We start from the raw sequence: 25531 nt of genomic DNA, 5'->3' as shown, positions 1-25531 counted from the left end.
CATGAACGCCCCCAACCACGACACCACGCCAGCCGCCGGGCCGAACCCGGCTGCCGATCCGGTGGCTCCCGATCCCGTGGCCGCCGATCCAGTCGCCCATGGCGAGGTCGCCCAGCGGGAACCCCGTTGGAAGCGACTGCCGGTGGTCTGGCAGCTGCGCCGCAGCGTCGGGCTCCAGCGCGGGATGCTGATCGCCGGGCTGGTGCTCTGCGTGATGTTCATCCTCATGGCGGTCCTCGCTCCGCTGATCGCCCCCTACGGCTTCAACCAGCTCTCCGACGCCGAGGGCAACTTCCCCCGCCAAGCCGCACCCTCCGCACAGTTCTGGTGGGGCACGACGGTCGGCGGGTATGACGTCTTCTCCCGCGTGATCTGGGGCGCGCAGACCGCGGTGCTCACCGTTCTGCTCGCCGTCCTCGCCTCGATCTTCCTCGGCATCGCGCTGGGTCTGATCTCCGGCTACCTCGGAGGTTGGCTCGACCGGATCCTGGTCACCATCGCTGATGCCATCTACGCCTTTCCGTCGTTGCTGCTGGCGATCGTGGTCTCCATCGTGATCTCCGGTGGAGAGTCCGGGTTCCTCAGCGGGATCCTCGCGGCCGCACTGTCCATTACCGTGGTCTTCGTCCCGCAGTATTTCCGTGTGGTCCGCGCCGAGACCGTGCGCCTGAAGGCGGAGCCGTTCGTCGAATCGGCCCGCGTGCTGGGGGCGTCGACTCCGCGGATCCTCTCCCGGCATGTGCTGCGCAATGCAACGCGCTCGCTGCCGCTGATCGTCACACTCAACGCCTCAGAGGCGATCCTGACCCTGGCCGGGCTGGGCTTCCTCGGTTTCGGTATCAACCCCACCGCAGCCGCGGAGTGGGGCTATGACCTCAACCGCGCCATCTCCGACGTCGCCGGTGGAATCTGGTGGACCGGGGTGTTCCCCGGTGTCGCCATCGTGCTGCTGGTGCTGGGCATCACCCTGGTGGGCGAGTCGCTGAACGACCTCTCGGACCCCCGGCTGCGGATGCGCCGCCGCCCCACGAAGCTGCCCCGGAAGACCGCCACCGCCATGAAGGGAGCTGCGTGATGAGTCTCGTGCAGAACCATACCGAGCCTGAGCCCGCGGTCGATCCCGCGGTGGAGATCCGCGACCTGCGGATCAGCTTCGCCACGGACGCCGAACCTGTCCGCGCGGTTGAAGGCGTCACCCTCCACGTCCAGCCCGGTGAGGTGCTCGCCATCGTCGGGGAGTCCGGGTCGGGCAAGACGGTCACCGCCAAGTCCATCCTGGGTCTGCTGCCGGAGAACGCGACAGTTTCCGGTGCCGTGGTGCTGGCAGGCAACGACGTCGTCCAGCTCAACCCTTCAGAGCTGCGCCAGGTGCGCGGTCGAGATGTCGCCATGGTCTTCCAGGAGGCCTCCACCGCGCTCAACCCGGTGTTCACCGTGGGATGGCAGATCGCCGAGGGGCTCCGCGCGCATGGCAAGTACTCGAAGAAACAGGCACGAGAGCGCGCCGTGGAGATCCTCGGCACGGTCGGCATCCCCGACCCGGAGAAGCGGGTGGACCACTATCCGCACCAATTCTCCGGCGGGCAGAAGCAACGCGTGGTGATCGCCATGGCCCTGGCCCTGGGATCCAAGGTCATCGTCGCCGATGAGCCCACCACGGCTTTGGACGTCACCGTGCAGGCCGAGATCCTGGACCTGCTGCGCCGTGTCCGCGACGACTTCGGTCGCGCCATCGTTCTGATCACCCACAACATGGGTGTGGTGGCGGACCTCGCGGACCGGGTCGCGGTGATGTATCGCGGCGAGGTGGTCGAAGAGGCGGCGGTCGGCGACCTGTTCGCGCATCCCCAACACGAATACACCCAGCATCTGCTGGGCGCGGTGCCACGCCTGGGCGCGCACACCGTCTACCGGCCTACGGCCTCCGCGGCCGAGCCGGCCACCCCGGTGGTCCAGGCGCGGGACCTGCAGATCGTCTACCCGGGACGACTGGGCCGGGCCGGGTTCCACGCCGTCAAAGACGTGAACTTCACCATCGCCCCTGGTGAGGTGCTTGGCCTGGTGGGTGAATCCGGGTCCGGGAAGACCACGATCGGCCGGGCCATCGTGGGGCTGACCCGTGCGACCGGGGGGTCCTTGAGCGTGCTCGGCCATGAGATGGTGGGCTTCAAGGAGCGCGCCTTCCGACCGCTGCGCTCCCGGATGGGATTCGTGTTCCAGGATCCGGCCACCAGCTTCAACCCGCTGCTCACCGTGGGAGAGGCGATCGCCGAGCCGCTGCTGATCCACGGGGTCTCCGAGGACCCCGCGGGTGCCAAGAAAAAGGTGCAAGCGCTGCTCGACGCCGTCCACCTGCCCACCCACTACGCCCAGCGGTATCCGCACGAGCTCTCCGGTGGTCAGCGGCAGCGAGCCAGCCTGGCGCGGGCGCTCGCCCTGGACCCCGAGCTGCTGGTGGCCGATGAGCCCACCTCGGCGTTGGACGTCTCAGTGCAGGCTCGGGTCCTGGAGGTCTTCAGCGAGCTGCAGCAGCGCCTGGGCTTCGCGACCTTGTTCATCAGCCATGACCTGGCGGTGGTCGGGATGCTCGCGGACCACATCGGGGTGCTCTACCGGGGAGAGCTTGTCGAGCATGGGACCGGCGAGCAGGTGCTGACTGACCCGCAGCATACCTACACGCAGCGACTGCTGGCCTCGGTTCCGGTGCCGGACCCGGTGGAGCAGAAGCAACGGCGGGAGGCCCTTGCCGGACACCAGGGAGCGAGGTCGCTCGACGCCTGATCTCGACAGCTGGGGAGCAGGGCCGTTGCTCAGCCCCCGAGCTGCTGGACCCCGTCGAGCACCGCCCGGTGCACCCGGGCGTCGCCCAGGGGCAGGAAATGTCCCCGGGTGCCCAGCTCCACGTTGCGGGCTCCGGGCAGCCGGCTGCCACCGGGGATGTGCGGGTCGAAGCGCCCATAGATCGAGACGATCCTCTGGTCCACCTCGCGGTGGGCGTCCAGCTCGGCGAGCTCGGGGGAGCGCGGCAGGAAGAGCCGGAGTGCGGGAAGCGGCAGCGCGCGCGCCAGCGGTGACCCTTCGAACGGGGTGTTCATCGTGACCAGACCGAGCAGCAGATCAGACTGGGCGTGCCGGGTGAGCAGCAGCTTGCCGATCAGCCCACCCTTGCTGTGCGCCACCAGCACGCAGCGGTGCAGCCCCTCACGGCGGAGGTACTCATCGACCAGATCCGCCATGTCTTCGAGATTGCCGCCGTTGTACCCCAGGTCGACCACGGCGTGCACGTCGTAGCCCTGCTCCCGCAGCACATTGGCCACCGGAAGCATGAACGCCCAGGCCTCATAGATCCCCGGAAGCAGCAACACCGGAGGCCGCGGTGACTCCGGCTGCCGGTAGGCCCGCGGGTCAGGTCTGCGGAGCAGCCCGGAGGCCTGCCGGCGCAGCGCGTAGGCATAGTCCCGGCCCCAGGCGCTCAGGTTGAGCCCCAGCTCGGTGGCCGCGCGCAGGCGCAGGCGCGCCGCCCCGGCAGGGGGATCGGTGGGCGGCAGCCGGGTCACGCGGCGGGTGCCGTGGGCTGCGGGCCCGGTCGCGCGCCGTCGATGGCTGCCAGGAACGGAGCGCACCCGGACGCGAGCTGCTGGGCCTGGCTGATCTGCAGGGCATGTGGGGCCTCGGGGATCTCCAGCAGAGCAGCATCCGGGGCAAGGTCCACCAGTTGCCGGGCCCATGGCGCCGAGGCGATCGGGTCCTGCTCGCCGCGGATCACCAGCCCAGGGATCGTGCAGGCACGGATCGAGTCCTCGGTGCGGTCGGCGAGCATATGCCGGACCGTGTGCAGGTAGCGCAGCGGGCCCATCCGCAGGTAGTTGCGGAACACCACGAGGTTATTGCGCAGCGGTTCGCGCCACGTGTCCCGCATCAGTCGCGCGCCCTGGCCCAGGAGGCTGCGCGCCGACGGATCCACGGTGGGCCCGATCAGGATGTACCCGGCAAACAGCTCTGGGTCGGCCGCGACGACGTCTGCGGCGATCTGACACCCCATGGAGTGCCCGACGACGACGGGGCGATCCAGGCCCAGGGCGCGGACCACTCCGGCCACCACCTCGCCGAGCTCAGAGATGCTCAGCGCATGGTCCGGGTTCGGGGTCTTGCCGTATCCGGGAAGGTCCAGGGCATAGACGTCGTGGGTGGCCGCGAACTCGTCGGCGAGGGACAGGAAGTACTCCCCAGACATCCCCAGCCCGTGAACCATGACGATCGCAGGTCGCTGCGGGGAGAAGGTCCCGCGGACATCCACGGCGTGACCGTCGATCTGCAGGCGTCGTGTGCTGGACCCCGCAGGTGGGGCGCTTCTCTGGAACATCAGGCCCCTAGGATCTGCCGAGTACGGACGTCAGTGGGAGGCAGGCGGCACCCCTGATGGGCCATCGTATCGACTATGCGGCCAGAGCCAGGATCCCAGCAGGTCAAGGGGGGGGTCAGGGGCGCCGACGGAGCGGGGCGACGCCGTCGTCGCGGTCCCCATGGTGGAACTCGCGGATCAACTTGGCCAGCAGCGCCGGCTTCTCGACGATCGCCCCGTGGGTGGCGCGGGGGAGCACGGCGAGCTCACCGTCGGGCAGGGCCTCCAGCATCTCGATCAGGTGCCCCCACTGCACCTGATCATCATCACCGACCACGATGAGCACCGGGATGCCGACACCGTGAAGGTCCGCCACGCTGAGATCAGGCTCCCGGAGGTGCAGCTCCCGGGCCTTCTGCACGACGGCGTCCCAGTGCTGCACCCCGTCGGGGGAGACCGCGCCGTAGGCCTCCCGCATGAACTCCGGCGGCTCCCCGTCCAGCACCCCCGGACGCCAGCCGGAATGGTGAAAAACCGCCCCACCGAAGACGAGGCTGCGCACCAGCTCGGGCCGTCGCAGCGCCAGGTAGAGCCCCACGATCGCTCCGTCGCTCCACCCCACGACGTGGGCCGGCGTCGGATGCCGCTGCAGGACCTCCGCCACGGCGTCCGCCATCATCGCGAAGGACCAGTCCCCGTCGACGTCCGCTGAGCGGCCATGCCCGGGGCGGTCCAGGACCACCTGGCGGTAGCCGGTGAGGTGTTCCGCGAGCGGGCCCATCGCCGCTGAGTCGGTGCCACCGGGGTGCAGGAGCAGGAGCTGCTCGCCTGCGCCGGACTCAGCGGACCAGCAGGTGCTGGGTGTCATGGAACCCAAGATACGGCCGGCGGGTGCGCGATGAAATAAACCCCGGCGCCAAGGGTGTTCCCCCGGGGAGAGAAACACCGCCGATAGTGAGGACTTTTGATCTTATGAGCGAGCTGCACCAGCTGCTGAACAACACCATCGGATTCGGCACTGCGCCTCTGGGCAACATGTTCCGCGACATCCCCGAGGAGGAGGCCCGGGACACCGTCGAAGCCGCCTGGGAGGCCGGCATCCGGTACTTCGACACGGCCCCGTTCTACGGTGCCGGGCTCGCCGAGAAGCGACTCGGTGCCACCCTGGGTGAGAAGCCGCGGGATGAGTTCGTGCTCAGCACCAAGGTCGGGCGCTACATCTCGGAGGAGACCGAAGAGAAGGAGGGGCTCTTCGCGGACGGTCGCGGCAACAAGGTCGTCACGGACTACACCGCGGAGGCCACCCGGAAGTCCCTGGAGCAGTCCATGCAGCGATTGGGCACCGACCGGATCGATTTCGTCTTCGTCCACGACATCTCGCGGGACTTCCACGGGGACCAGTGGCTCGCGAAGTTCGAAGAGGCCCGCACCGGCGCCTTCCGGGTGCTGACTGAGATGCGCGAGCAGGGGCTGATCAAGGGATGGGGGCTCGGGGTCAACACCACCGAGCCCATCGAGCTGGCAATGCAGCTCGATGAGACCCCGCCGGATGTGAGCCTCTCCGCGACCCAGTACACGATCCTTCAGCACGAGAAGGCCCTGGAGCGGATGATGCCCCGGGCGGAGGCCCAGGGTGTGGGGATCATCGTGGGCGGCCCGTACAACTCCGGAGCCCTGCTGGGCGGGGATCACTTCGACTACGCCGAGGCGCCGCAGTCGGTGAAGGATCAGGTCGCAGCACTCACTGACGTGGCGGCTCGCCACGAGGTCGACCTCAAGGCCGCCGCGCTGCAGTTCTCCACCGCGCACCCCGCCAGCGTGGCCGTGATCCCCGGTTCGAGCCGACCTGGCCGGATCTCGGAGGACATCGCCGCACTGTCGGCGAAGATCCCCGGCGCGTTCTGGGAGGAGCTGGCCCAGGAGGGGCTGATCTCTCCGAAGGCGCCGCTGCCGAAGAGCTGACCTGACGGCAACCGCCGATTGACCGCTCCACCCCCACCCCACCCCCGTGGTTGAGTTCTCCGGCGGCTACGTACCGACCGGAGAACTCAACCACGCAGGATGGGGGGGTGCGGCGGGTCAATTGAACCGTGGGTCTCGGCCGTAGTCCTGGAGCCGCAGATCCAGTGCCGCCCGCACCTGCCCGGGGGCGTCATCCCCGAGGAGCAGCCTCAGCCGGGTGTCCCCGGGGTCTTGCACGTGGGCCAGCAGGGCTGCCGCGATCTCCGACGCCGGGGTGCCGTCGCTGGTGCCGTCATCGGTCTCGCTGGCGGGCCAGGGCACGGTCGGGCTGCCGAAGAGACTCTCGCGCAGCTCGTCATAGGCAGGGACCGGGGAGCTGAACCGCATGCTCTTCCCCGCCCAATCAGTGGCGATGGCGCCGGGCTCGGCAAGCGTCACCCGGATCCCGAACTGCGCGACCTCCGCGGCCATCGCCTCGCTGAAACCTTCCAGCCCCCACTTGGCAGCGTTGTAGAGCCCCAAGGTGGGCATGGTCCCCGCCGCGCCCACGGTGGAGATCTGAATGATGTGTCCGCGTCCCTGCCTGCGCATCACCGGGATCGCAGCCTGAGAGACCCAGAGTGGTCCGAAAAGATCCGTGTCCAGGATCTCTCGCGCTTCACCTTCGGTGATCTCCTCCACCGCGCCGATGATCCCGTAGCCGGCGTTGTTCACCACGACGTCGAGGCTGCCGAACCGCGTGACGGCGTCCTCTGTGACCCGGAAGACGGCGGCCCGGTCCCGAACATCGAGCTCCCGCACCAGGAGCTGATCGGATGCCGGGAGGTCGTGCGCGCCGCGGACGGTGGCGACGACGGAGTGCCCCGCGTCCAAGGCGGCGAGCGTGATCGCACGGCCCAAGCCCCGGCCGGCGCCGGTGATGAGCCAGGTCCCGTGGGAGGTCATGACCCCAGAGTACTCCGAAACTGGACGAACCGTCTCGTTTAGCCGACTAGAGTGGGTGCATGGCTCGCACACAAACTCGAGACAAGGTCTACGCGGCCGTCCTTGTGCTCGCCGGGTCTGGGCGCATCGGCGCGCTCAGCATGGAGGGTATTGCGGGGCGTGCAGGAGTCAGCAAGCAGACGCTCTACCGCACCTGGTCCTCGCCGGGAGAGATCGTCTTCGACGCCCTGCTCGCCCGTAGCCAGGACGCGGACGGGTCCGTCCTGGTGCCCAATGCCGGCGAACTTCGGGCGGATCTGGAATCCCTGGTGACTGACACGGTCCATGAGCTCACCGACCCCGCCGTCGAGCCGCTGCTGCGGGCCGTGACTGCCAGCATCCAGACCGATCAGCAACTGGCGGATCAGTATCGCGAGCGCCTCTGGCGGCCGCAGTTCGAGGCAGTTGCCGAGAGGTTTCAGAAGGCCGGCTTCCGAGTGCCGGAGCTGGCGGCGGAGCTTCTGCTCGGTGCGATCCTGCACCGCTGGCTGCTGAGAACAGGTCCCTTCACCTCGGAATGGGTCGTTGGGCACGTGGATCAGGTGATGCGCATTGGGATCCCGGCCGCGGCCAGCAGCACTCCCGCCGCTGCGAAGCCGAGCACTGAGCCGGCGGCCACCTCGCCTGCCGAGTGACGGCGCAGGTAGACCCGAGACCAGATCACCAGCGCCCAGACCGGGATGCCCACCAGAAGCACCCACCAGGAGAATGCGCTGGCGATCACCACGGCGGAAAGCGCGGAGATCAGCCCGTGGAGGCTGATCTTGAAGACAAGGTTGATCGCGGCGACCATCATCACCAGCCCGACGGCGATGACGCATGTCCATCTCACCCAGGTGCTCTCGGTGACCAGCGCCGTGGCGGCGGCGCCCAACAGAGTCGAGGCCATCACGATCGCGTAGAACAGGTGGCGCTGGTGTCGGTTGACGATGAACTTGTCGCTTGCGCGCCCGCGCAGCGTCATCGCGATGGCCACCCCTTGAGGAACCACGGCGAACGCGAACACTGAGATCACAGTGGTGAGTGCCCAGCGAGGATCGGTGACCACGGCCAAGGAGGCCAGCATCGCCGCGACCAATACCGGGGGAGAGAAGACCTCGGACCCGATCCAGGCGGTGCGATCGAGCATGGATGTCAAAGCCTTCCCCTCCGTCATCTCGTCGGTGCCCTTGAGTCTTCCAGATGGGCGAGCTGACGGCGCAGTCGAAGGCGGTCGACGACGGGGCGGGGAGGCCGACCGTCGACCGGAAGCCCGTGTGGACGAAAGTCTCTCAGTGGTGGATCACGTGGAGACGAAAGTCCCCACGTGATCCACCACGGTGACCGGTCCCAAGGTGCTGGGGATCGCAGAGCCTCAGGCCCCCCGGGGCCAGGCACGAGGAGACCAAAGTCGCCACGTACACCCAAGAGCCTCAGGTCCCCCGGGGCCGGGCACGAGGAGACCAAAGTTGCCAAGTAGACCGCAGAGAACTCGGGTCCCCGGGGCCGGGCACGAGGAGACCAAAGTCGCCACGTACTACCCCGAGAACTCACCCCTGGGTGGCTCGAGAGGGGAGAGCGCCAGCAACACGGTGTTCAGTCCCGGGGGACCGGCGAATCGCTTCCCAGTGTTGCGCGCAGTGCCTTCAGTCCCTCGTACATCCGCATCCGCAGGATCGGGATGGGGACCCCGGTGGTCTCCGAGAGCTCCTGGTAGCTCCTGCCGTCCAGCTGGACCGCGGAGAGGACTTCGCGCTGATCGGGTGGGAGAGTGGCGAGTGACTCGCAGAGCAGCAGACGTTCCGCCACGGCCGGGTCCTCTGCCGTCTGCTCCGCAGCAGCCTGCTTTGGGGTGGCCTGTTGCTCAGGGGCAGCAGGATTCTGGGACACGGACTGCTGCTGGGACACGGACTGCTGCTCAAGTCCGGCGCCCTGCTTGGACGCGGCATCCTGCCCCTGCGCGAAGTCGACCCCCCGCGAGTGCGTGGGGTCCGGATGTGCAGCGCGTTCCTGCAGGGAATCGCTGATCAGGTGCCGGGAGATGCCGAACAACCAGGTCCGCACCGAACCAGGAGGGCTGGTGTGCTCATCATTGCGGCTCCAGGCGCGGATGAAGGTCTCCCGCACGCAGTCCTCGGCCTCCTCGCGGTCTCCCAGCGTGTTCAGGGCGTAGGCGAAGAGGACGCTGCCGTGGGCGGCATAGGACTCAGCGACGTTGAAGACGGCCTCAATCTCAGTCTGCATGGGAGAGGCCTCCTGGTGTTCTAGCCCGGTCGCCAGCCAGCAGTCCAGCCAGCATTCCGGCCCGCGCAGCGACGACGGCGGTGCTTGCCAGGGCAGCATAGGGCGGGGCGAGACCCGGATCCTGGCGCGCCTGAGTGGTCAGCTTCGGGGTGAAGCAACGGTGATCAACGGTGAGATAGACAGGCATGACGGATGTCCCTTACTGCCCTCGGGGTCCTATCCGGTGCAAGGAGACACACCGAGGGCGGGTCTGCTGTTGTAGACCTGAATCCTGCTTCTTTCAGGCAGTCAATCACCGCAGCCTGCCCCAGGACAGGGACTAAAGTCCCTATTGGGTGTCACGGGCCTGAACCTGCTTCACGCGAGATTCCTCGGGTCGGCAGCGGTTCGCAGCGCCGCGACCCTCTATGATCCGGACATGGGACGACCTCTCACCGAGCGCGAGCGAGACGTGCTGAGATTCATGATCGAGAACGCCCTTCCCCCGGGAGGTGACCAACCTGTGCCCGCCGCCGCGCGCGCACGATGGCGCCGGTCCATCCCTGCCACCTTGGCGGGCCCGGGCTGCGTGTGTGACGCCTGCCCGTCGATCGAACTGGAGGATGGGCGCGGTCGGACATCGAAAGGTGGCAGGAGCGTCGTGCTGAGCGCCGAGCACCCGGAGGCGTCACTGTTGTTGTTCATCGACGATGACCGGCTCAGCTACCTGGAACTGGCTCCGCATGGGGAGGATGCGTGGGATCAGTTCCCCGCAGTGCCAGATCTGAGCCTCTGATCGGAGCCTCCCCGGTCACCCTTCGCGAGCTTGGACGGCCACCAGACCGCTGGTCCGATGTCGTGCACCAGGGCGGGCACCAGCAGCGCTCGCACCAGGAAGGTGTCCAGCAGGACGCCGAAGGCCACGATGAACGCGATCTGCACCAGGAACAGGATCGGGATCACCGAGAGCGCCGCGAAGGTTGCAGCGAGCACGATCCCGGCCGAGGTGATCACCCCTCCCGTGACGGTCAGTCCACGGATGACCCCGCGGCGCGTCCCGTGGCTCAGCGACTCTTCCCGCACCCGGGTCATCAGGAAGATGTTGTAATCGATGCCCAGTGCCACGAGGAACACGAAGCCGTAGAGCGGCACGGTCGGATCGGCTCCCGGGAACTCGAAGACCCCGTTGAACACCAGTGCTGAGACCCCGAGCGCCGTGGCGAAGGACAGCACGGTCGTGAGCACCAGCAGCACCGGGGCGAGGACCGAGCGCAGCAGCATCATCAGGATGAGCAGGATGACGACCAGCACCAGCGGGATGATCAGGTTTCGATCATCGATCGCGGCGTCGTTGGTGTCGATCGCGGTGGCGGTCACCCCGCCCACCAGCACTTCGGAGTCTGCGTCTGCATAGCTGTCCCGCAGCTCGCGGACGGTGTCCTGTGCGGCGGCGGAATCCGCTGCCTCGGTCAGGGTGGCCTGGAGCATGATCGAGCCGTCGATCACGAGAGGCTCGGGGGCAGGCGTCCCGGGAGGGCCGAAGGCGCTGACCCCGTCTGAGTCCACCGGGGCGGAGCCGGCGTCGTCGTCGGTCACCACGGTGACCCCGTCGACCCCGCTGTTCTCCAGCAGGACATCAGCGGTGCTCTGCAGCGAGCCCTCCTCGGTGACCACGTAGGCAGGACTGCCCGACCCTCCGGGGAAGTGCTCGCCCAGGGCGACCTGGCCGTCGCGCGCCTGGGACTCGCCCAGCACCAGCTCCGACTGCGGCACCCCCTGCGCGTCGAGCTGCGTGACACCCACGGCGCCCAGGAACAGCACCAGGGTCGTGGCGATCCAGATCCGGCGCGGCCGTCGTTCCACAACGCGCCCGGTCCGTGCCCAGATGCCGCGGCTGGGGATCCCGTCCTCAGCGGCGACGACCTCGGGCTCAAACCGGGGGCGGCGGGGCCAGAAGGCTGCACGCCCAAGGATGAACAGGATCGCGGGGAGGAAGGTCAGTGCCGAGGCCATGGCGAAGAGGATGCCGATCGAGGCGACCGGACCCAGGGTGCTGTTCGACTTCAGGTCGCTCAGCAGCAGGCACAGCAGGCCCGCGATGACGGTGCCTCCCGAGGCCAGGATCGGTTCGAAGGATCCGCGCAGGCCCTTCCAGGAGGCGGTCCACTTGTCCTGGTGGACCCGCAGCGCCTCCCGGTAGCGCGCCACGTAGAGCAGCGAGTAGTCGGTGGCCGCGCCGATCACCAGGATGAACAGGATGCCCTGGGTCTGTCCGCTGAGCAGCAGGATGTCTGCATACGCCAGCCACCAGACGGTCAACAGCGAGACCGTGAGTGCGAAGACACTGGTGGCCAGCACGGCCAGCGGCAGCAGCAGCGACCGGTACACCACGATCAGGATCAGGAAGACCGCGGCCAGGGAGACTGCCAGGAGCAGGCCGTCGATGCCCTCGAAGCCGGCGGCGAGGTCCGCGGTGAACCCGGCCGGACCGGTCACGAAGACCTCGAGGTCGGGAAGGTCTGCGCGCAGCGTCTCCGAGATCTCCTCGACGATGGCGCCGAGTTCCTCCTCGGATCCGATCGGCACGAACGCCTGGACCGCGAGTCCGTCCTCCGAGGTGATGACCGGGGAGAGGTCATCCTGGACCCCGGAGATCTCGGGCAGCTGGGCGACCGCGTCCTCGATCGCGGTCAGCTGCGATTCGCTGAGCTCCGAGTCCGAGGTGGCGACGACGACGGCGGGAATGGTGTCGGAGTCATTGAACTCACCCAACAGCTCCTGCACCGCGGTGGCGTCTGCGGACTCCGGGAGGTACGTCGTCTGATCGTTGGAGGAGACCTCAGCGACCCGGCCGAAGTAGGGGCCGCCGATGGCGGTGCCGGTGAGCCAGAGCAGGATCAGGGCCGCGGGCAGGAAGACCCGCAGCCACCGGGGAACGCTGCTTCGGGTGGGGCGCTCACCGCGCGGGGTGCCCGCGCCTCGATGCGGTGACCTGCGGGTGTCCGTGGCGGTGTGCGACATGTTCTTCTCCCCTGACGAGACGAATTCCTTGACGGAACTATATGCTGTCCCTGAGGATAAAGTACACCGGAAGATAATAAACGTCGAGAGGGTCGTCGCCGCGTCGTAAGGTGGTCACCATGGCAGCAGGAGAGATCGGTTCGGATCCCATATCGGAGCGCCTGTATGAGGTCGATGCCACCGACCCGCGGCAGCGCCTCGTGGATCGATCCGAGATGTCCCCCGAGGACCTCGTGCAGATCGGTCGACTCATGCGGGCGCTCTCCGAGCTCCGGACGGCCGAGGAGCATCTCTCCGAGGCCTCCCAGCGGTACATGAAGCTGAGTCAGCTGGACATGCGCGCCATCCACTACCTGATCGTGGCGCATAATCGCGGAACCACGGTGACCCCAGGGATGCTCGCCGCCCATCTGGAGATCTCGGCGGCGTCCACCACGAAGCTGCTGAATCGCCTGGAACAGGGCGGTCACGTCACGCGCGAGGTCAACCAGGCCGACCGGCGCGCCTTCGCCGTCCGGGTCACGCCAGGCACAGCCGACGCGGCGATGGAGACCGTCGGGCGGCAACAGGCCAAGCGTTTCCACTCTGCCGCGGCGCTGAGCGTCTCGGAGCGCGAGGTGATCATCGGCTTCCTCCAGGACATGACCCGGCAGCTCTCCCTGGAGGACGTCGCCTGGGCCAAGGGTGACCACGCGTGAGGTCTGGCGTCACATCTTCACGCCCCAGCGCCGGGCGATATATCGTTAGCCTGTACCGGGCCCACCCTGGGTGCGGCGCTTAGGAGGCTGTCATGACTGGATCATTTACAGGCGACTCGCATGCCCGGGGGTTCTTCGGGGACCGCCGGCCAGCTCCAGGAGGCCCACCGGCTGACCTGTGGGACGCGCTGGATCAGCTGCGGGGGGCGTTCAAGGACAAATCCGCTCCGCGCGCGAGCCGAGGTGATGTCCGTGCAGCGGTTCTCGTGCTGCTCGCGGAACGCCCGATGCATGGGTACCAGATCATCCACGAGATCGAGCAGCGCAGCGCAGGGGCCTGGAAGCCCAGTCCCGGCTCGGTCTACCCGACCCTGCAGCTGCTCGCCGATGAAGGACTCATCCACGCCGAGGCCGAGGGTGGACGCAAGACCTACTCGCTGACCGATGAGGGGCGCGAAGCCGCAGCCGCCGCAGATCAGTGGCCGGCGCAATGGCAGGGCGCGGAGAATCGCGGCCACGCGGTGCGCACCCTGTCCAAGGCTGGGATGGAGCTCGCGCAGGCCGCCGCGCAGGTGGGCCGCTCGGGGACTCCGGAGCAGATCCACCAGGCGGAGAAGGAGATCGACGCGGTGCGCCGCAAGCTCTACGCCATCCTCGCCCAGGACTGAACTGCGTGCTTGCACCAGGTGACCAGCGCGGTCGCGGCGTCCGGGACGTCGAGTGAGCCCCACTGCCAAGACGCTGCGCTCACGCTACCGCCGCATTCTGCGGTTCGCCGCGCTCCACCTGGTGCAGGTGTGGTGGTTCGAGCTGTTCCTGCCGCGCATCGGTCTGTCTCGGCTGGCCGGCGCGGGGCGATCCCGGCGCATGCGGCGGCTCGCGCAGCGCTTCCACAAGCTTGCGGTCGATCTGGGCGGGCTGATGATCAAGGTCGGCCAGTTCATGTCTTCCCGGTTAGACGTGTTGCCGCCGGAGATCACCAAGGAGCTGGAGGGGCTGCAGGACGAGGTCAGTCCTGTGGACTTCGCCGAGATCCAGGCCGCCGCCGAGCGGGAACTGGGAGCGCCGCTGGATGAGGTGTTCTCCGCCGTGGACGGTGCCCCGCTGGCTGCCGCCTCCCTGGGTCAGGCGCACCAGGCCACGCCCACCGCGCAGGACGCTGAGCTGGCAGGATTCGGCGCCGCCGTCGTGAAGATCCAGCGTCCTGGGATCGGTGAGATCGTCGACGTCGACCTGGCCGCGCTGCGCCGGGTGGGTCGCTGGCTCTCGCGGATCCGACTGGTGAGCAACCGGGTGGACGCCCCGGCGCTGGTCGAAGAGTTCGCTGCGACCAGCCTGGAGGAGATCGACTACCTCCACGAGGCGGCCAATGCGGAACGTTTCGCGGGGAACTTCTCCCAGGACCCGCGCGTCTCGGTCCCGGAGGTGATGTGGGAACGCACCACGCGGCGGGTCCTCACCTTGGAGGATGTCAGCGCGATCAAGATCAATGACGTGGAGCGGCTGAGGTCACTGGGAATCGACCCCACCGCCGTCGCCACCCAGTTCGCAAACGTGATGTTCGATCAGATCTTCGTGCACGGGTTCTTCCACGCCGACCCGCATCCCGGGAACATCTTCGTCACGACGACGACGGCGCCAGCCGCGCCCCCGGCGGCCGGACCAGCAGCCGAGGGGCTTCCCGGGGAGGGGCAGCCGCTTCCCTGGCACCTGACCTTCATCGACTTCGGGATGATGGGCGAGATCCCGGACACCCTGCGCGACGGGCTGCGCCGGGTGTTCATCGCCGCGGCCTCGCGAGACGGCAAGGGCCTGGTCGACGCGATCCAAGAGGTCGGGGTGCTGCTGCCCTCGGCGGACACCGCCGAGCTGGAACGCGCCATGACCCAGCTCTTCGCCCGCTTCGGCGGGATGGGCTTCGCCGAGCTCAAGGAGGTCGACCCGCGGGAGTTCCGGGACTTCGCCAATGAGTTCGGCGAGCTGGTCCGCTCGCTGCCGTTCCAGCTGCCCGAGAACTTCCTGCTGATGCTGCGCACCGTCTCGCTGATCTCCGGGGTCTGCAGCACCCTGGACCCACGATTCAACCTCTGGGACGCCATCGAGCCCTACGCCGAGCAGCTGATCCGGGACCAGGGTCGGCCCGCGGTGCAGGACGCCGCCCGGCAGGTGTTCAACACCGCGCTGACCGCTGCGCGGCTGCCAGGCCGGATCTCCGACGTCATCGAGAGGTTGGAAGATGGCCGGATCGCGGTGCGCACCCCGGAGCTGGATCGGCGCACCACGGCCTTGGAGCGGGTCGGCAGGAGGCTGATCTCAGCGGTGCTGTTCACCGGACTGCTGGTCACCGGCGCGCTGCTGGAATCCCAGGACAGCCTGTTCGGGCCGGTGCTGATGGGGATCTCTCTGGTTCCGCTGCTGCATGCGGTGTTACCCTCGCGGGGTGGCAGGCGCCCGGCACCCGGCCGTTAGCTCCAGCCGGTCATCTGGGCGAAGACCAGGAACGCCAGTGCCACGGCGACCCAGAGCCCGAAGAGCGGCAGGTAGAACTTCAGCCACTTCTCCCACCGGACCCCGCCGATGGCCAGGGCCGCCATGAAGTACCCGGAGGTCGGGTAGAGGATGTTGGTCAGCCCATCGCCGAGCTGGAACGCCAGCACGGCGGTCTGCCTGGTGACCTCCAGGAGGTCCGCGAGCGGAGCCATGATCGGCATGGTGACCACCGCCTGGCCGGAGCCGGAGGGCACCACGAAGTTGAAGCCGGTCTGCACCGCGAACATGCCGACGGCGGCAAGTTCCCCCGGCATCCCGCTGACCGCGTTGCCGAGTGAGTACACGATGGTGTCCAGGATCTGTCCATCTTCCAGGACCACCGCCACGGAGCGCGCGACGCCTACGATGATGGCGCCCTCGAGCACGCTGCGCATGCCCTCGGAGAAGGAGCTGGAGATCGTGGACGGGGTCAGCCCGCTGACCAAGCCGATGATCAGCATCAGCAGGACGAACATCCCGGCCATCTCGATCATGAACCAGCCCTGGGAGGAGACGCCCCAGATCGTGACCCCCAGGACCGGGGCGGAGAGCAGCAGCGAAATCTTCTGCCGGCGGGTCATCCGCTTGGCCTCTCCCTCGGCCCCGGAGGAGTAGAGGCGCTGCTTCTCTGCCTCCGCGTCCTCGCCGTAGACCAGGCTCTTCGCGGGGTCCTTCTCGATGCGGCGGGCGTAGCGGATGACCCAGTAGGAGCCCAGCGTGATCATCACCAGGAAGAGCGCCCCGCGCAGTCCCGCCCCGGAGAAGGTCTCGACCCCGGCGATCTGCTGGGCCAGCCCGGTGTTGATCGGATTGAGCACCCCGGAGGTGAAGCCCGCGGTGGTGCCCACCAGCGCGATCGCCACTGCCACCATGGAGTCATAGCCCAAGGCGATGATGACCGGGATGAGCACCGGGATGTAGACCAGGGCCAGTTCCTGGGTGCCGATCAGAGAGGCCAGGGCCGCGAACAGGGTGATCAGCACCGGGATCAGCAGCAGCCGGCGGTTGGCGAAGGCCCGCAGCAGCCGGTCCAGGGCGTTCTCGATGATGCCGGTGCGCCGGATGACCATGAAGACCCCACCGATGATGAAGGTGAAGAACACCACCTCACCGGCGTCGACCAGGCCGCGGGGGATAGCGGTGATGAACTCCAGGAACGACGTCGGGCTCGCCTCCACGGGCCCATAGGAGTCTGGGTCGATGACCTCCCTGCCGTCAGGTCCCTCGACCCGCTGGAACTCGTTGGCCGGGATGAGGTACGTGGTCAGTGCGGCCAGCGCGGAGAGCACGAAGAGGATCACGTAGATATGCGGCATCTGGAAACCGCGCTTGGCGGTGGTCTCCTGCGACTGGGTAGCAACCATGTTTCACACCGTACGAAACGAATGTTTCACTCGTGTCACGTGGGGGTGAACACGGTTTTCGCCGAGCCGGGGGTGCCTCTGCGGTGGAGTGGTGAGTAGCTGGGTAGGCGGTGGAGGGTTCCACCGTGGTGGGTTGGGTCTGCACCCGCCTTCATCCGGAGGACAGCATAGGTGAGGTCTACGTGCTGGCAGTGGATCCGCAGCACATGGGCGGGGGATCGCTCGGATGCTCATGGAGCATGCCTTCCAGCGGGGCCGGAAAGCCGGCATGCGCATGGTGCTGGTCGGAACCGGCGATGACCCCGGACATGAACCGTCAGGGCGCACCTCCGAGGCGGCCGGCTTCCAGAGGTGGCCGGTGGCGCGGTACTGCAAGGACCTCTCCAGCTAGGGGCGTGACCCTAGGGGCGCTGAGCGATGAACACCAATGCACCTACTCCTCGCCCCACTGGTTCCGAGCGGAATCCACCGAACACGTCCTCTACGGCCAGCCCCGCTTCGATGAGCATGCTGCGGATCTGGTCCTGTGACCGGAAGCGTATTCGCGAGGGCTGCACCGATTCGGTGCCATCTTCTGCGATCTCGTGCGCGCGGAAATCCACGAGTCCGGTCTCCTCCTCGACCTGCGTGGTCTGGTACCAGTGCTGAGCCTCGCCCTCGGGGAGGCTGACCAGGCGGTGTGAACGTTCCTTGGTCCAGGCTTCCCAGCCGCGGGCGTCGGGGTCTCGGGTGTCGAAGGCCAGGCGGCCCCCGGGCTTCAGGTGGGAGGCGATGTCGTGGAAGGACGTGGCGAGTTCGGCGTCGTCAAGGATGGCCTGGACGACGTTCGAGGACATGATTGCGGCGTTGAAGCTGGTTCCGGCAGGAATCGCAGACGAGGTGCCTTCTATCCACCGGACCCGGTGGGCGCCGGGCTTCGCCTCAGCCGCCTGGAGCGAGGGCAGGTCGGGGTCGATGCCCACCATCTCGCAGCCCGCCTCTGCCGCCGCGAGGGTGATTTCGCCGGTGCCGCATCCCAGGTCGAGGGCGTGGGGGCGGGGTGTCTTGGTGAGGAACTCCAAGAAGAAGTCATCGCTGGGGCTCCACTGATTGACCGCGTCGTAGAGGTCTGAGGCGTGAATCGCTGTCATCGAGTGAACGTTATCTGCTGGCCCATAAGCCTGGGGAGTGGCGACGTCGGGGTGTCGCGCTACTTGGCCGAGATTTTTGGCGTTTTCTCGTAGGGGAACCACTTCTCAGCAATCGCCGTCTCTGGGTCGATTCCGAGTTGTTTCGCGTAGACCAGGCACATCCCCAGGACATCTCCAAGCTCGCGAGCCACTACATTCTGCCGCTCCTCGGCGCTGAGATCACGATCTCTGCTCTGTCCCGTCGCCGTGAGGTGGGCCTGGGTGAGTTCCCCGAGCTCTTCGGTGAGCTTGAGGAGCGCCCATTCGGCAGAGCGGTTGATCCCGTACACCTGGGCGTACTGGACCGAGAGGTTCTCGATGCGTTGGGCGATGTCATTGAGATGCATCTGGCCGATGCTACGCACTCGCAGCGAATGCGGCTTGCAACGGGCTGCTGGAGAGGCGATCCATGTGTCAGATAAGGCACCGGGGCGGGCATCTTCATCGGGCGGGGTAAACGGGCATCCCAATGATGGGGCGGGCCCGCCGTTTCCGGTCCGAGGAATCGCGCCCGGTTGTCGACCGGCTTACGGGCACAGCATCTGACCGTGTTGGAGTAAAGCGACCCAACTGCGTGATCGTGGTCCGTGAGGCTGAGCTTGGCGGTGACGTTTCGCTCGTGCTTCTTATCTGAGACGGCGAAGTGTGCAAACCTCGCGACTGTTAGGTCGAGTGGCCGATGCCTTGCAACCTAAGGGTTCAAAGACAAGTGCACGTGGTTGAAGGCGGGCCTACAGTTAGGAGCTATGGATCACGAGCGGAAGATTTCAGTAGTGCCAGCTCCTGGGGAGCCACATCGGCAGTGGCACACGGCAGACCCTGAACTCGCGCCAGGAGAGGCTGTCCTTCTCATCATGGCTAGCGACTCGAAGGCCGCAGTGTCCAAGTTGATAGCTGGGTCAGGGGATTTGTCCAAAGATGAGGTCATATCTTTAGGTCGTCTGAACTTTCATTGTTTCCTCCAGGGGTACGAGCCTATGGTGATGCTGTTCAGAGCAACCATCAAAATTGACCCTGCGATTCCGGATCTCATTGGCGACAGACTCAGCCGCGTGTAAGCAGAGCGTCCCTGAATCGAGCACGGCTGGCGGACCATGGGCGCCTTAGATACCGAGGGGCCCGGAAGGTAGGGGTCCTTCTCTCCGCCAAGCTCAATGGGCTAGCCGCCATCGTGTACAACGGGGTCATCGCACGCAGAGGGATGCTCTACCGGTCGTTGTGTCGTTTTCGACGGGTTTGGGGTTCATGGAAAGAACCCTGCGCTCACAACGTCAGCAACGGCAACACCAGCAAGCACTAGGTATACGGCACCGGCCATATAGCTCAGCACCGCTCTTCCCTTTCCAGAGCTCGCGAAGCGTGCGTTGAAGGTCCCGGCCAGCAATCCAATAGCGCCGTACAGGACGACTTCCATCATGACGTTGACCGCTCCCAACATCGCTAGCTGGAGCCCTGTGTTCTGGGCCTCTCCTAGGAACTGGGGCAGCACAGCGACGAAGAAGAGGATGATCTTCGGGTTCGTGAGGCTGATCAACAGACCCCGCACGTAGGGCCGTGCCGTGACGCTGACGTCATGATCAGTTGTGGCCCGACGGGCGCTACGAAGAGTTCCGATTCCCAACCAGATCAGGTAACCGGCGCCGAGTAGCTTCACCAGGTCGAAGAGCAACGGGTGCGCTTGGGCTAGTTGTCCTATCCCAGCGACGGCTCCCGCGGCGTAGAGACTCATCCCGGTCCCGATGCCGAGGATCGCCGTGACGGCAGCCCGTCGACCTCGCTCGAGACCCACGGCCACCATGAAAGCCATATCGGGCCCCGGAGGGATTAAGAACAGCAAGATGACGGCGATAAACGCCGGCAGGACTGCGACATCAACCACCCCGCACCGCCGAAGAAGGATCAGTGTTATCGATGTGGATGGAGAGCCCGGACTTGCCTGGGGCGATGTCTGGGACCAGTTCCCATTCGTCGGTGTACTGGCCGGTGAACTGGGGACGGTAAGGGATCGGTGGTTCGGTGGGCAGCTGGTCCAACTTGGTCAGCAGGTTCTGACGCACCTGGTCGTAGTCTTCGGTAAAGTCCGCGCTGGGTAGAGCCCATGGGGTCAGGACGTTCATCCCGGTGTAGGCGAACGTGCCGTGCAGGACGCCGTGGAGCAGCTCGGTGATCTCACCGCTCTTGCCCCTGGGGCCGATCGAAGCCGGACGGTCGCCCAGTGTGGTGAGGACCAGCGCTCTTTTATCGCTGAAGGGGCCCTTTTCGTAGCGCAGTCGCTTTCCGGTGTCGGGGTCTTTGCCGAAGGCGAAGCCGCTGACGAACAGGCGGTCGAACCATCCTTTGAGGATGGCCGGCATGCCGTACCACCACAGCGGGAACTGAATGACGATCGTTTCGGCCTGCAGGATTTTCTCGTGCTCCGTGCGGAGCTCTGGGGGTAGTGCGTCCTCGAGGTAGGCCTGCCGGACATTGGCGGAGACCCGGAACCGCTGACCCTCTGAGAGGTGAGCATCCGAGGACCGGAGGACAGGGTCCCACCCCATGGCGTAGAGATCAGACTCCAGGACTTTGTGGTCTTGCGCGCGAAGGTGAGCGATGCCGTCGCGGCGGAGCTGATGTGTCAAGGACTGAGGCTCTGGGTGAGCACTCACCCAGAGAACGGTGTGCTTTTCGGTCATAGACCTATCGTCACGTGTCAGGCGATACTTGGGTAGTACTGTCATTTTTGTCGCCAGGAGGTTCGCATGCGTGTACCGGTGGAGCGAGCGATGCAGGTGTGCCCGGTCGAGGTGGCGGTCTCGGTGCTCGGTGGGGCGTGGAAACTGACGTTGGTGAAGTACCTGCTGGAAGGGACCCACCGTTTCGGGGAGCTGGGGCGCCGGGTACCGACGGCGAATACCAAGACGTTGACTCGTCAGCTGCGTGAGCTGGAGCAAGACGGCATCGTGACACGCAAGGTGTTCGAGCAGGTGCCCCCGAAGGTCGAGTACTCGCTTACCGAATGGGGATTGTCGTTAGCACCGCTGGTGGCGTTGATGAATGAGTGGGGCACAGCGTTCGTTGATTCACCGCCATCATCTCGGTGGTGAATCCTCCAAACATCGTGCGAGCATATCGACGCCGACGATGTAGCTGCTGCACGAATACCCCGCGCGAATATAGGCACGCAAAAGGATCGGTTTGTGAACGACCCGGACAGTCCACCGAGCGGCGAGGCCACAATCTCTCGGCAGGAAGGCACTAGGGGCTTCTGTATGCTTGGGTCACCGACCAACACTGGCGGCTAGGGTTCCGTCGACGCACTACGGGCGTCGAGTCTGGTTCAAGCGCCGCGGTAGCCCGCTCAAAAGCGGAATTGATCTCAAGGGATAGAAACCTGCAGGAATGGTGTCGGCATCTCACGATGCCCACCCACCAGAAGGTTTCACCACATGTCCCAGACTCCGCCACCTCAGACCAACCCAGCGCCGCACTTTGGTCGACTGATCTACCCGCTAGCTCTGAGCGTCGGGGTCAGCTTTGGCGCTATTCTCTTCGGCACCTCCGTGTTGATCACCTCAACCGCGGCCGGCGCAGAGTTCTCCGTCGCTCTTTTGTCTACGGCGTTCTCCGGGTCCGTCCTCACCGGCGCGATCTTCGCCGTACCGGTAGGTCGCTACGGGGACCGTCATGGAATCCGCGGTATCACTGCGCTCGGAGGCACTCTGGTGGCCCTGGGTTTCATCGGGTTCGCGCTGAGCCAGACGCCGTGGCAGGTGCTCGGCTGCTGGTGGGCGTTGATCGGTCCGGGCAGCGCTATGGTGCTCTTCGAACCAGCCTTCATCGGGATCCAACAATGGTTCGACAGGACAGCCAGGAACAAGGCCGCTGGCACTCTGACACTGATCACCGGGCTGGCCGGACCCATCTTCATACCCACCACCACTTACCTCGCGGAGGAACTTGGATGGCGGGCCACCGCAATCGTGCTGGGCGCAGTCGTTCTCGTGGTGAGTCTCGCGGTGGCGGGATGGTCCTTGCGTGTTCACCCACCTGCCCCTAGTGCCGGCGGGGAGGAAGCCATCACGCCCCGCAAGTCAAAGTCTCTGAAAAGATTCCCCACGGGGTTCATCCCGCTGACTCTGGGCGTGCTGCTGACGATGGCAGTCCTGGAAGCGTTCAACGTCCACCGCATCGCGCGATTCGAAGACAGTGGTTTTGATCCCACGATGGTGGCCTGGTGGGCCGCGGCTGTTGGATTGCTCAGTCTTCCGGCGAGGTTCTTGCTCCCGGTTCTGGCGAACAGGTTTGACCCGGCGAAACTGTGGTTGATCAGCACGGCACTGATCATGCCCTCTGTATGGATGGCGGTACGCGGGACCGAAGCCTGGGAACTCCATGGGCACTTCATCATCTTCGGCCTGCTATTCGGTGCCTTCATGCCGCTGCGCGCCGTGATCATGAGCGACTGGTTTACCGGTCCGCGTTTCGGGGCACTCATGGGTGTCCAGGCTGTGGCGATCGCTGTGGGCCGTGCAGGCGGTCCTGCGCTGGTGGGCTGGATGGCGGGTTCACATCTCGGGTACTCCACGGCGATGTTCTTGCTGTCACTGATCCTGTTGGGTAGCGCGGTAATGGTCGCGGTGGCGATCGCGAGACGGTCACCGAACCACTGACCATGAGCTACCAGTACAGAGCTGGCGCGGTGAGACCTCGCCGCGTTGATTGGTCAGCGCCCATGGCCTCTGATGGTCCCAGCTATGCGCGCTGGGTTCCTCAGTGCCCGCTAGACCATCGGCTTGCGTGCACCGACATTGGTGAGAGAACCGGTCGACGTTGACCGGAATGATTCCTCGGCACAGAGCGATGCGGGTGTGCTCAGGAGATTCCCTAGGCACACCCGCATCGGGTTCGCGTGGTTTCTATCAGAACCAGGACAGTACGAGCTGGAAGCTCATCGCTAGAAGGATCAATATGCCGATGACCCCGATAGATTTCCTGATTGGTCCGTTGACGAGTTTTCCCATGAGCGTGCGCCTGCTAGAGAGCAACACCAGGATGATCCCCACGAACGGTGCCACCAGCACGATCAGTGCTTGGGCGGAAACGATCAGCTGTATGGGATTACCCCCGGCAACGATCATGACGGTAGCGCCGAACACCAGGGGGATCAGAATGAATCCCTTCACGCTCTTGGTCTCTAACTTGTGACCACGTCCCAGAGCGTCGGAGAGTACCGTGCCGCTGGCCACTGCGTTGGCTGTCATAGAGGAGAATGCAGCGGCGAAGAATCCCAGAGAGAACAGAGTGGACGCGACAGGTCCCGCCACGGGCTCGAGTGCTACGCCCAGTTCCTGGAGTGTATTGGACTCGAGACCTCGTTCACTCGTGGCAACAGCTGCAACTATGACGAAGACCGCCATGATGCCCGGTGCGGCGATCCCTGGAATCGTGTCACGCAGGGTGATCGTTCGGTACTGCTGCTCTTTCATCTGGCGCTCACGAATCGCGTAGCTCACGTAGAAGGCGGCATTGATCGAGAAGTTCGTCCCAACCAGCGCCACGACCAGGAGTTCTCCTCCGGCAGGGATGGTGGGTATCACGATCCCGGTCGCCACTGAACCCCACTCCGGGGATGTCATGAGAGCGCTGACCACGAAACCGATGGCCATCACCGCCACCATGGCGATAAGCATTCGCTCGATGATCCGATAGACGTTCTTCGCGAAGACCACGAAAGCCACGGCCAGGGAGGCAATGATCGTCCACATGATCGCGGGTCCGCCGAACAGTGCGCTGAGTCCTATGCCGGTGCCGACGGCGTTACCCACGGAGAAGATCAGCGTGATGAGGAAGACCCCGAGACCTGAAGCAGCCCCCACGGCTGAACCGTATGCGTCTTTCGCTGTCTGGATAACCGATTTGCCGCTTCTCAGGCCGATTCGGACGCTCATGTCGGTGAACATGATGGCCAGCACGGTGGACAGGACGATAACCCACAGCAGTACGTAGCCGTAGCGGTTTCCTGCTTGGACTGCGGTGGTCAGGGCGCCGGGCCCGAACTGCCACGCACCCGCGATGAAGGCCGGCCCCATGATGGCCAGTCCGGTAACGAGTCTTCTGCCCCATCCCGGCCTGGATCCCTCAGGTGGGCCCAGGCCGCGCGACTGGGACTTCCTCTCATGGGTCGCACTCATGCCAGTTCAGCCGCCTGGAGCGCTTCTCGAATGGCGATACGTGCCTCATCCGGAAGATCGATCAGAGGTGACCGGACTGTTGCGGTCGGGATGATTCCCCGTTCCACGAGGCCAAGCTTCAGCGCGACGGTCCCCTCCATGTGTGATCCGCGGTGATAGACCACCTTGGTCAGCGGCAGCAACCGGTCATGGATGGCGCGGGCTGCCGCGTAGTCGCCACGCTTGCCGGCCTGGATGAAGTCGACGAGCGGTTCCGGGGCCAGCCCGCCGTATCCGACGAGTGCGCCATCGACGTCGAACATGGTGTGGAGGAGGTACTCATCGTGGCACGTCAGGATCTGCAGATCCGGGTGCTCGCGACGCAGCACTGGGATCTCGGTGTCCCAACGCTTCATGTTGCGCACACCGTTCTTGGTGGCGACTACCCCTGGCTGGGAGGCGATCTCCAGCTGGGTATCCAGGTTGTACGTGGCTTTGGTGACATCAGGGTACTGGAAGAGGATGCTCTGCAACCCTGATTCTTCATGGATCGCGCGGTAGCGCTCCTGAGGAGCTCCTGCCTGGTAGCCGAAGCGGAGCCATCCATGAGACGGGTACACCAGTGCACCCACCGCACCTGCGTCGGCTGCCCTTTTTGCTTCCTTGGCGGCAACCTCTGTTCCTTCACCGGTGATGCCGGCAATGATCGGCACCTGGTCGCCGACAGCCTCGACCAGAGTCTCAATGAGTGCGGTCTGTTCCTCGGTGGTCAGGAACGTGCCCTCGCCGGCGTGGCCCAGGCAGACCAGGCTTTTGACTCCTTCGACGGAGACCAGCCATTTGGCCAGTTTCGCGTTCGCCTCATGGTCGACGCCGCCGTCTTGGGTGAAAACGGTGACGGGTGCGGGGTTGAGTCCTCGAAGATCCATGACGTCCATCGGTATCTCTCCTATGTCGAAATATGAGTGGTGGGAACGTTCCCACGTGTCCCACGTCACAGCGTAAGCTAGATCATGAGATCGCGCCACCCGGACGCAGAATCTCTTGTAGGACCCAGGCAGACTGAATAGAAGGAAGTGCGGCGAGTTGTCACAGGGAGCCCAGGGCA

25 protein-coding genes are annotated in these 25531 nt (G+C 65.8%); 11 read left to right on the top strand and 14 right to left on the bottom strand.

What is annotated here, in order from left to right:
* The first annotated feature begins 1 nt into the window (after position 1).
* Positions 2-1075: an ABC transporter permease gene (locus HNR11_RS03810; RefSeq protein WP_179441203.1), complete on the top strand. Its 1074-nt coding sequence runs from the start codon at positions 2-4 to the stop codon at positions 1073-1075.
* Positions 1075-2781: an ABC transporter ATP-binding protein gene (locus HNR11_RS03805; protein ID WP_179441202.1), complete on the top strand. Its 1707-nt coding sequence runs from the start codon at positions 1075-1077 to the stop codon at positions 2779-2781. The genes HNR11_RS03810 and HNR11_RS03805 overlap by 1 nt, the downstream gene beginning before the upstream one ends.
* 29 nt (positions 2782-2810) lie before the next feature.
* Here HNR11_RS03805 and HNR11_RS03800 read toward each other — a convergent pair whose 3' ends face one another.
* The 3 genes from HNR11_RS03800 to HNR11_RS03790 all read right to left on the bottom strand — a co-directional run bounded on the left by HNR11_RS03800 (position 2811) and on the right by HNR11_RS03790 (position 5210).
* Positions 2811-3557: an esterase/lipase family protein gene (locus HNR11_RS03800; protein ID WP_343050577.1), complete on the bottom strand. Its 747-nt coding sequence runs from the start codon at positions 3555-3557 to the stop codon at positions 2811-2813.
* Entirely contained in the window at positions 3554-4363 is an 810-nt protein-coding gene (locus HNR11_RS03795; RefSeq protein WP_179441201.1) for an alpha/beta fold hydrolase, read from the bottom strand. The genes HNR11_RS03800 and HNR11_RS03795 overlap by 4 nt, the downstream gene beginning before the upstream one ends.
* 115 nt (positions 4364-4478) lie before the next feature.
* Positions 4479-5210 carry an alpha/beta fold hydrolase gene (locus tag HNR11_RS03790; RefSeq protein WP_179441200.1) on the bottom strand — a complete coding sequence of 244 codons (732 nt, stop codon included), beginning with the start codon at positions 5208-5210 and terminating at the stop codon, positions 4479-4481.
* Positions 5211-5314: 104 nt separating this feature from the next.
* On the opposite strand from HNR11_RS03790, the gene HNR11_RS03785 reads away from it, so the two are divergent.
* Positions 5315-6304, top strand: a complete 990-nt coding sequence (locus HNR11_RS03785) for an aldo/keto reductase (RefSeq protein ID WP_179441199.1) — start codon at positions 5315-5317, stop codon at positions 6302-6304.
* Positions 6305-6421: 117 nt separating this feature from the next.
* Here the strand turns inward: HNR11_RS03785 and HNR11_RS03780 are convergent, their stop codons facing one another.
* On the bottom strand, positions 6422-7249 hold the full coding sequence (locus HNR11_RS03780) for an SDR family NAD(P)-dependent oxidoreductase (protein WP_179441198.1): 828 nt from the start codon (positions 7247-7249) through the stop codon (positions 6422-6424).
* A 59-nt stretch (positions 7250-7308) separates the two neighbouring features.
* On the opposite strand from HNR11_RS03780, the gene HNR11_RS03775 reads away from it, so the two are divergent.
* On the top strand, positions 7309-7923 hold the full coding sequence (locus HNR11_RS03775) for a TetR-like C-terminal domain-containing protein (RefSeq protein ID WP_179441197.1): 615 nt from the start codon (positions 7309-7311) through the stop codon (positions 7921-7923).
* Here the strand turns inward: HNR11_RS03775 and HNR11_RS03770 are convergent.
* Together HNR11_RS03770 and HNR11_RS03765 are read right to left on the bottom strand one after the other, a co-directional pair.
* Entirely contained in the window at positions 7827-8417 is a 591-nt protein-coding gene (locus HNR11_RS03770; protein ID WP_179441196.1) for a hypothetical protein, read from the bottom strand. The two genes, HNR11_RS03775 and HNR11_RS03770, sit on opposite strands and share 97 nt — an antisense overlap.
* A gap of 446 nt (positions 8418-8863) precedes the next feature.
* Entirely contained in the window at positions 8864-9511 is a 648-nt protein-coding gene (locus HNR11_RS03765) for an RNA polymerase sigma factor (RefSeq protein WP_179441195.1), read from the bottom strand.
* Between the two features lie 418 nt (positions 9512-9929).
* Here HNR11_RS03765 and HNR11_RS03760 point away from each other — a divergent pair, with 418 nt between their 5' ends.
* Positions 9930-10286 (top strand): hypothetical protein, encoded by a 357-nt coding sequence (locus tag HNR11_RS03760; RefSeq protein WP_179441194.1) that lies wholly within the window; start codon positions 9930-9932, stop codon positions 10284-10286.
* Here HNR11_RS03760 and HNR11_RS03755 read toward each other — a convergent pair.
* Positions 10253-12511, bottom strand: a complete 2259-nt coding sequence (locus HNR11_RS03755; protein ID WP_179441193.1) for an MMPL family transporter — start codon at positions 12509-12511, stop codon at positions 10253-10255. The genes HNR11_RS03760 and HNR11_RS03755 overlap by 34 nt on opposite strands.
* 119 nt (positions 12512-12630) lie before the next feature.
* Between HNR11_RS03755 and HNR11_RS03750 the strand changes: the two genes are divergently transcribed.
* From HNR11_RS03750 to HNR11_RS03740, 3 genes are all read left to right on the top strand, one after another.
* A complete protein-coding gene (locus HNR11_RS03750) occupies positions 12631-13209 on the top strand; it encodes a MarR family winged helix-turn-helix transcriptional regulator (RefSeq protein ID WP_179441192.1) in 579 nt (192 codons plus the stop codon).
* Positions 13210-13301: 92 nt separating this feature from the next.
* Entirely contained in the window at positions 13302-13877 is a 576-nt protein-coding gene (locus HNR11_RS03745; RefSeq protein ID WP_083504627.1) for a PadR family transcriptional regulator, read from the top strand.
* A 52-nt stretch (positions 13878-13929) separates the two neighbouring features.
* Complete coding sequence (locus HNR11_RS03740; protein WP_179441191.1) at positions 13930-15678, top strand: AarF/UbiB family protein; 1749 nt, start codon at positions 13930-13932, stop codon at positions 15676-15678.
* Here the strand turns inward: HNR11_RS03740 and HNR11_RS03735 are convergent.
* A complete protein-coding gene (locus HNR11_RS03735) occupies positions 15675-17102 on the bottom strand; it encodes a YfcC family protein (protein ID WP_218849645.1) in 1428 nt (475 codons plus the stop codon). The genes HNR11_RS03740 and HNR11_RS03735 overlap by 4 nt on opposite strands.
* A 226-nt stretch (positions 17103-17328) precedes the next feature.
* Here HNR11_RS03735 and HNR11_RS03730 point away from each other — a divergent pair, with 226 nt between their 5' ends.
* Positions 17329-17493 carry a hypothetical protein gene (locus HNR11_RS03730; protein ID WP_218849644.1) on the top strand — a complete coding sequence of 55 codons (165 nt, stop codon included), beginning with the start codon at positions 17329-17331 and terminating at the stop codon, positions 17491-17493.
* Positions 17494-17503: 10 nt separating this feature from the next.
* On the opposite strand, the gene HNR11_RS03725 is transcribed toward HNR11_RS03730, so the two are convergent.
* From HNR11_RS03725 to HNR11_RS03710, 4 genes are all read right to left on the bottom strand, one after another.
* Positions 17504-18232 carry a class I SAM-dependent methyltransferase gene (locus tag HNR11_RS03725; RefSeq protein WP_179441190.1) on the bottom strand — a complete coding sequence of 243 codons (729 nt, stop codon included), beginning with the start codon at positions 18230-18232 and terminating at the stop codon, positions 17504-17506.
* A gap of 59 nt (positions 18233-18291) precedes the next feature.
* Complete coding sequence (locus tag HNR11_RS03720; protein ID WP_179441189.1) at positions 18292-18618, bottom strand: nucleoside triphosphate pyrophosphohydrolase family protein; 327 nt, start codon at positions 18616-18618, stop codon at positions 18292-18294.
* An 896-nt stretch (positions 18619-19514) separates the two neighbouring features.
* Positions 19515-20150, bottom strand: coding sequence for a LysE family transporter (locus HNR11_RS03715; RefSeq protein ID WP_179441188.1), 636 nt, complete (start codon positions 20148-20150; stop codon positions 19515-19517).
* Complete coding sequence (locus HNR11_RS03710; RefSeq protein ID WP_179442835.1) at positions 20143-20946, bottom strand: NAD(P)H-dependent oxidoreductase; 804 nt, start codon at positions 20944-20946, stop codon at positions 20143-20145. Before HNR11_RS03710 ends, HNR11_RS03715 begins: the two co-directional genes overlap by 8 nt.
* 66 nt (positions 20947-21012) lie before the next feature.
* On the opposite strand from HNR11_RS03710, the gene HNR11_RS03705 reads away from it, so the two are divergent.
* Positions 21013-21357 carry a winged helix-turn-helix transcriptional regulator gene (locus HNR11_RS03705; protein ID WP_179441187.1) on the top strand — a complete coding sequence of 115 codons (345 nt, stop codon included), beginning with the start codon at positions 21013-21015 and terminating at the stop codon, positions 21355-21357.
* Between the two features lie 342 nt (positions 21358-21699).
* A complete protein-coding gene (locus HNR11_RS03700) occupies positions 21700-22923 on the top strand; it encodes an MFS transporter (RefSeq protein WP_179441186.1) in 1224 nt (407 codons plus the stop codon).
* A gap of 249 nt (positions 22924-23172) precedes the next feature.
* Here the strand turns inward: HNR11_RS03700 and HNR11_RS03695 are convergent, their stop codons facing one another.
* Both HNR11_RS03695 and HNR11_RS03690 read right to left on the bottom strand, forming a co-directional pair.
* Entirely contained in the window at positions 23173-24342 is a 1170-nt protein-coding gene (locus tag HNR11_RS03695; protein WP_218849643.1) for an Nramp family divalent metal transporter, read from the bottom strand.
* Between the two features lie 98 nt (positions 24343-24440).
* Complete coding sequence (locus HNR11_RS03690; protein WP_179441184.1) at positions 24441-25361, bottom strand: dihydrodipicolinate synthase family protein; 921 nt, start codon at positions 25359-25361, stop codon at positions 24441-24443.
* Positions 25362-25531 lie beyond the last annotated feature (170 nt).

Origin of the sequence: Nesterenkonia sandarakina, assembly GCF_013410215.1 — a bacterium.
Lineage (GTDB): Bacteria > Actinomycetota > Actinomycetes > Actinomycetales > Micrococcaceae > Nesterenkonia > Nesterenkonia sandarakina.
Note: the sequence above shows the minus strand (reverse complement) of the source record. Positions and strands in the feature narration are given on the sequence as shown.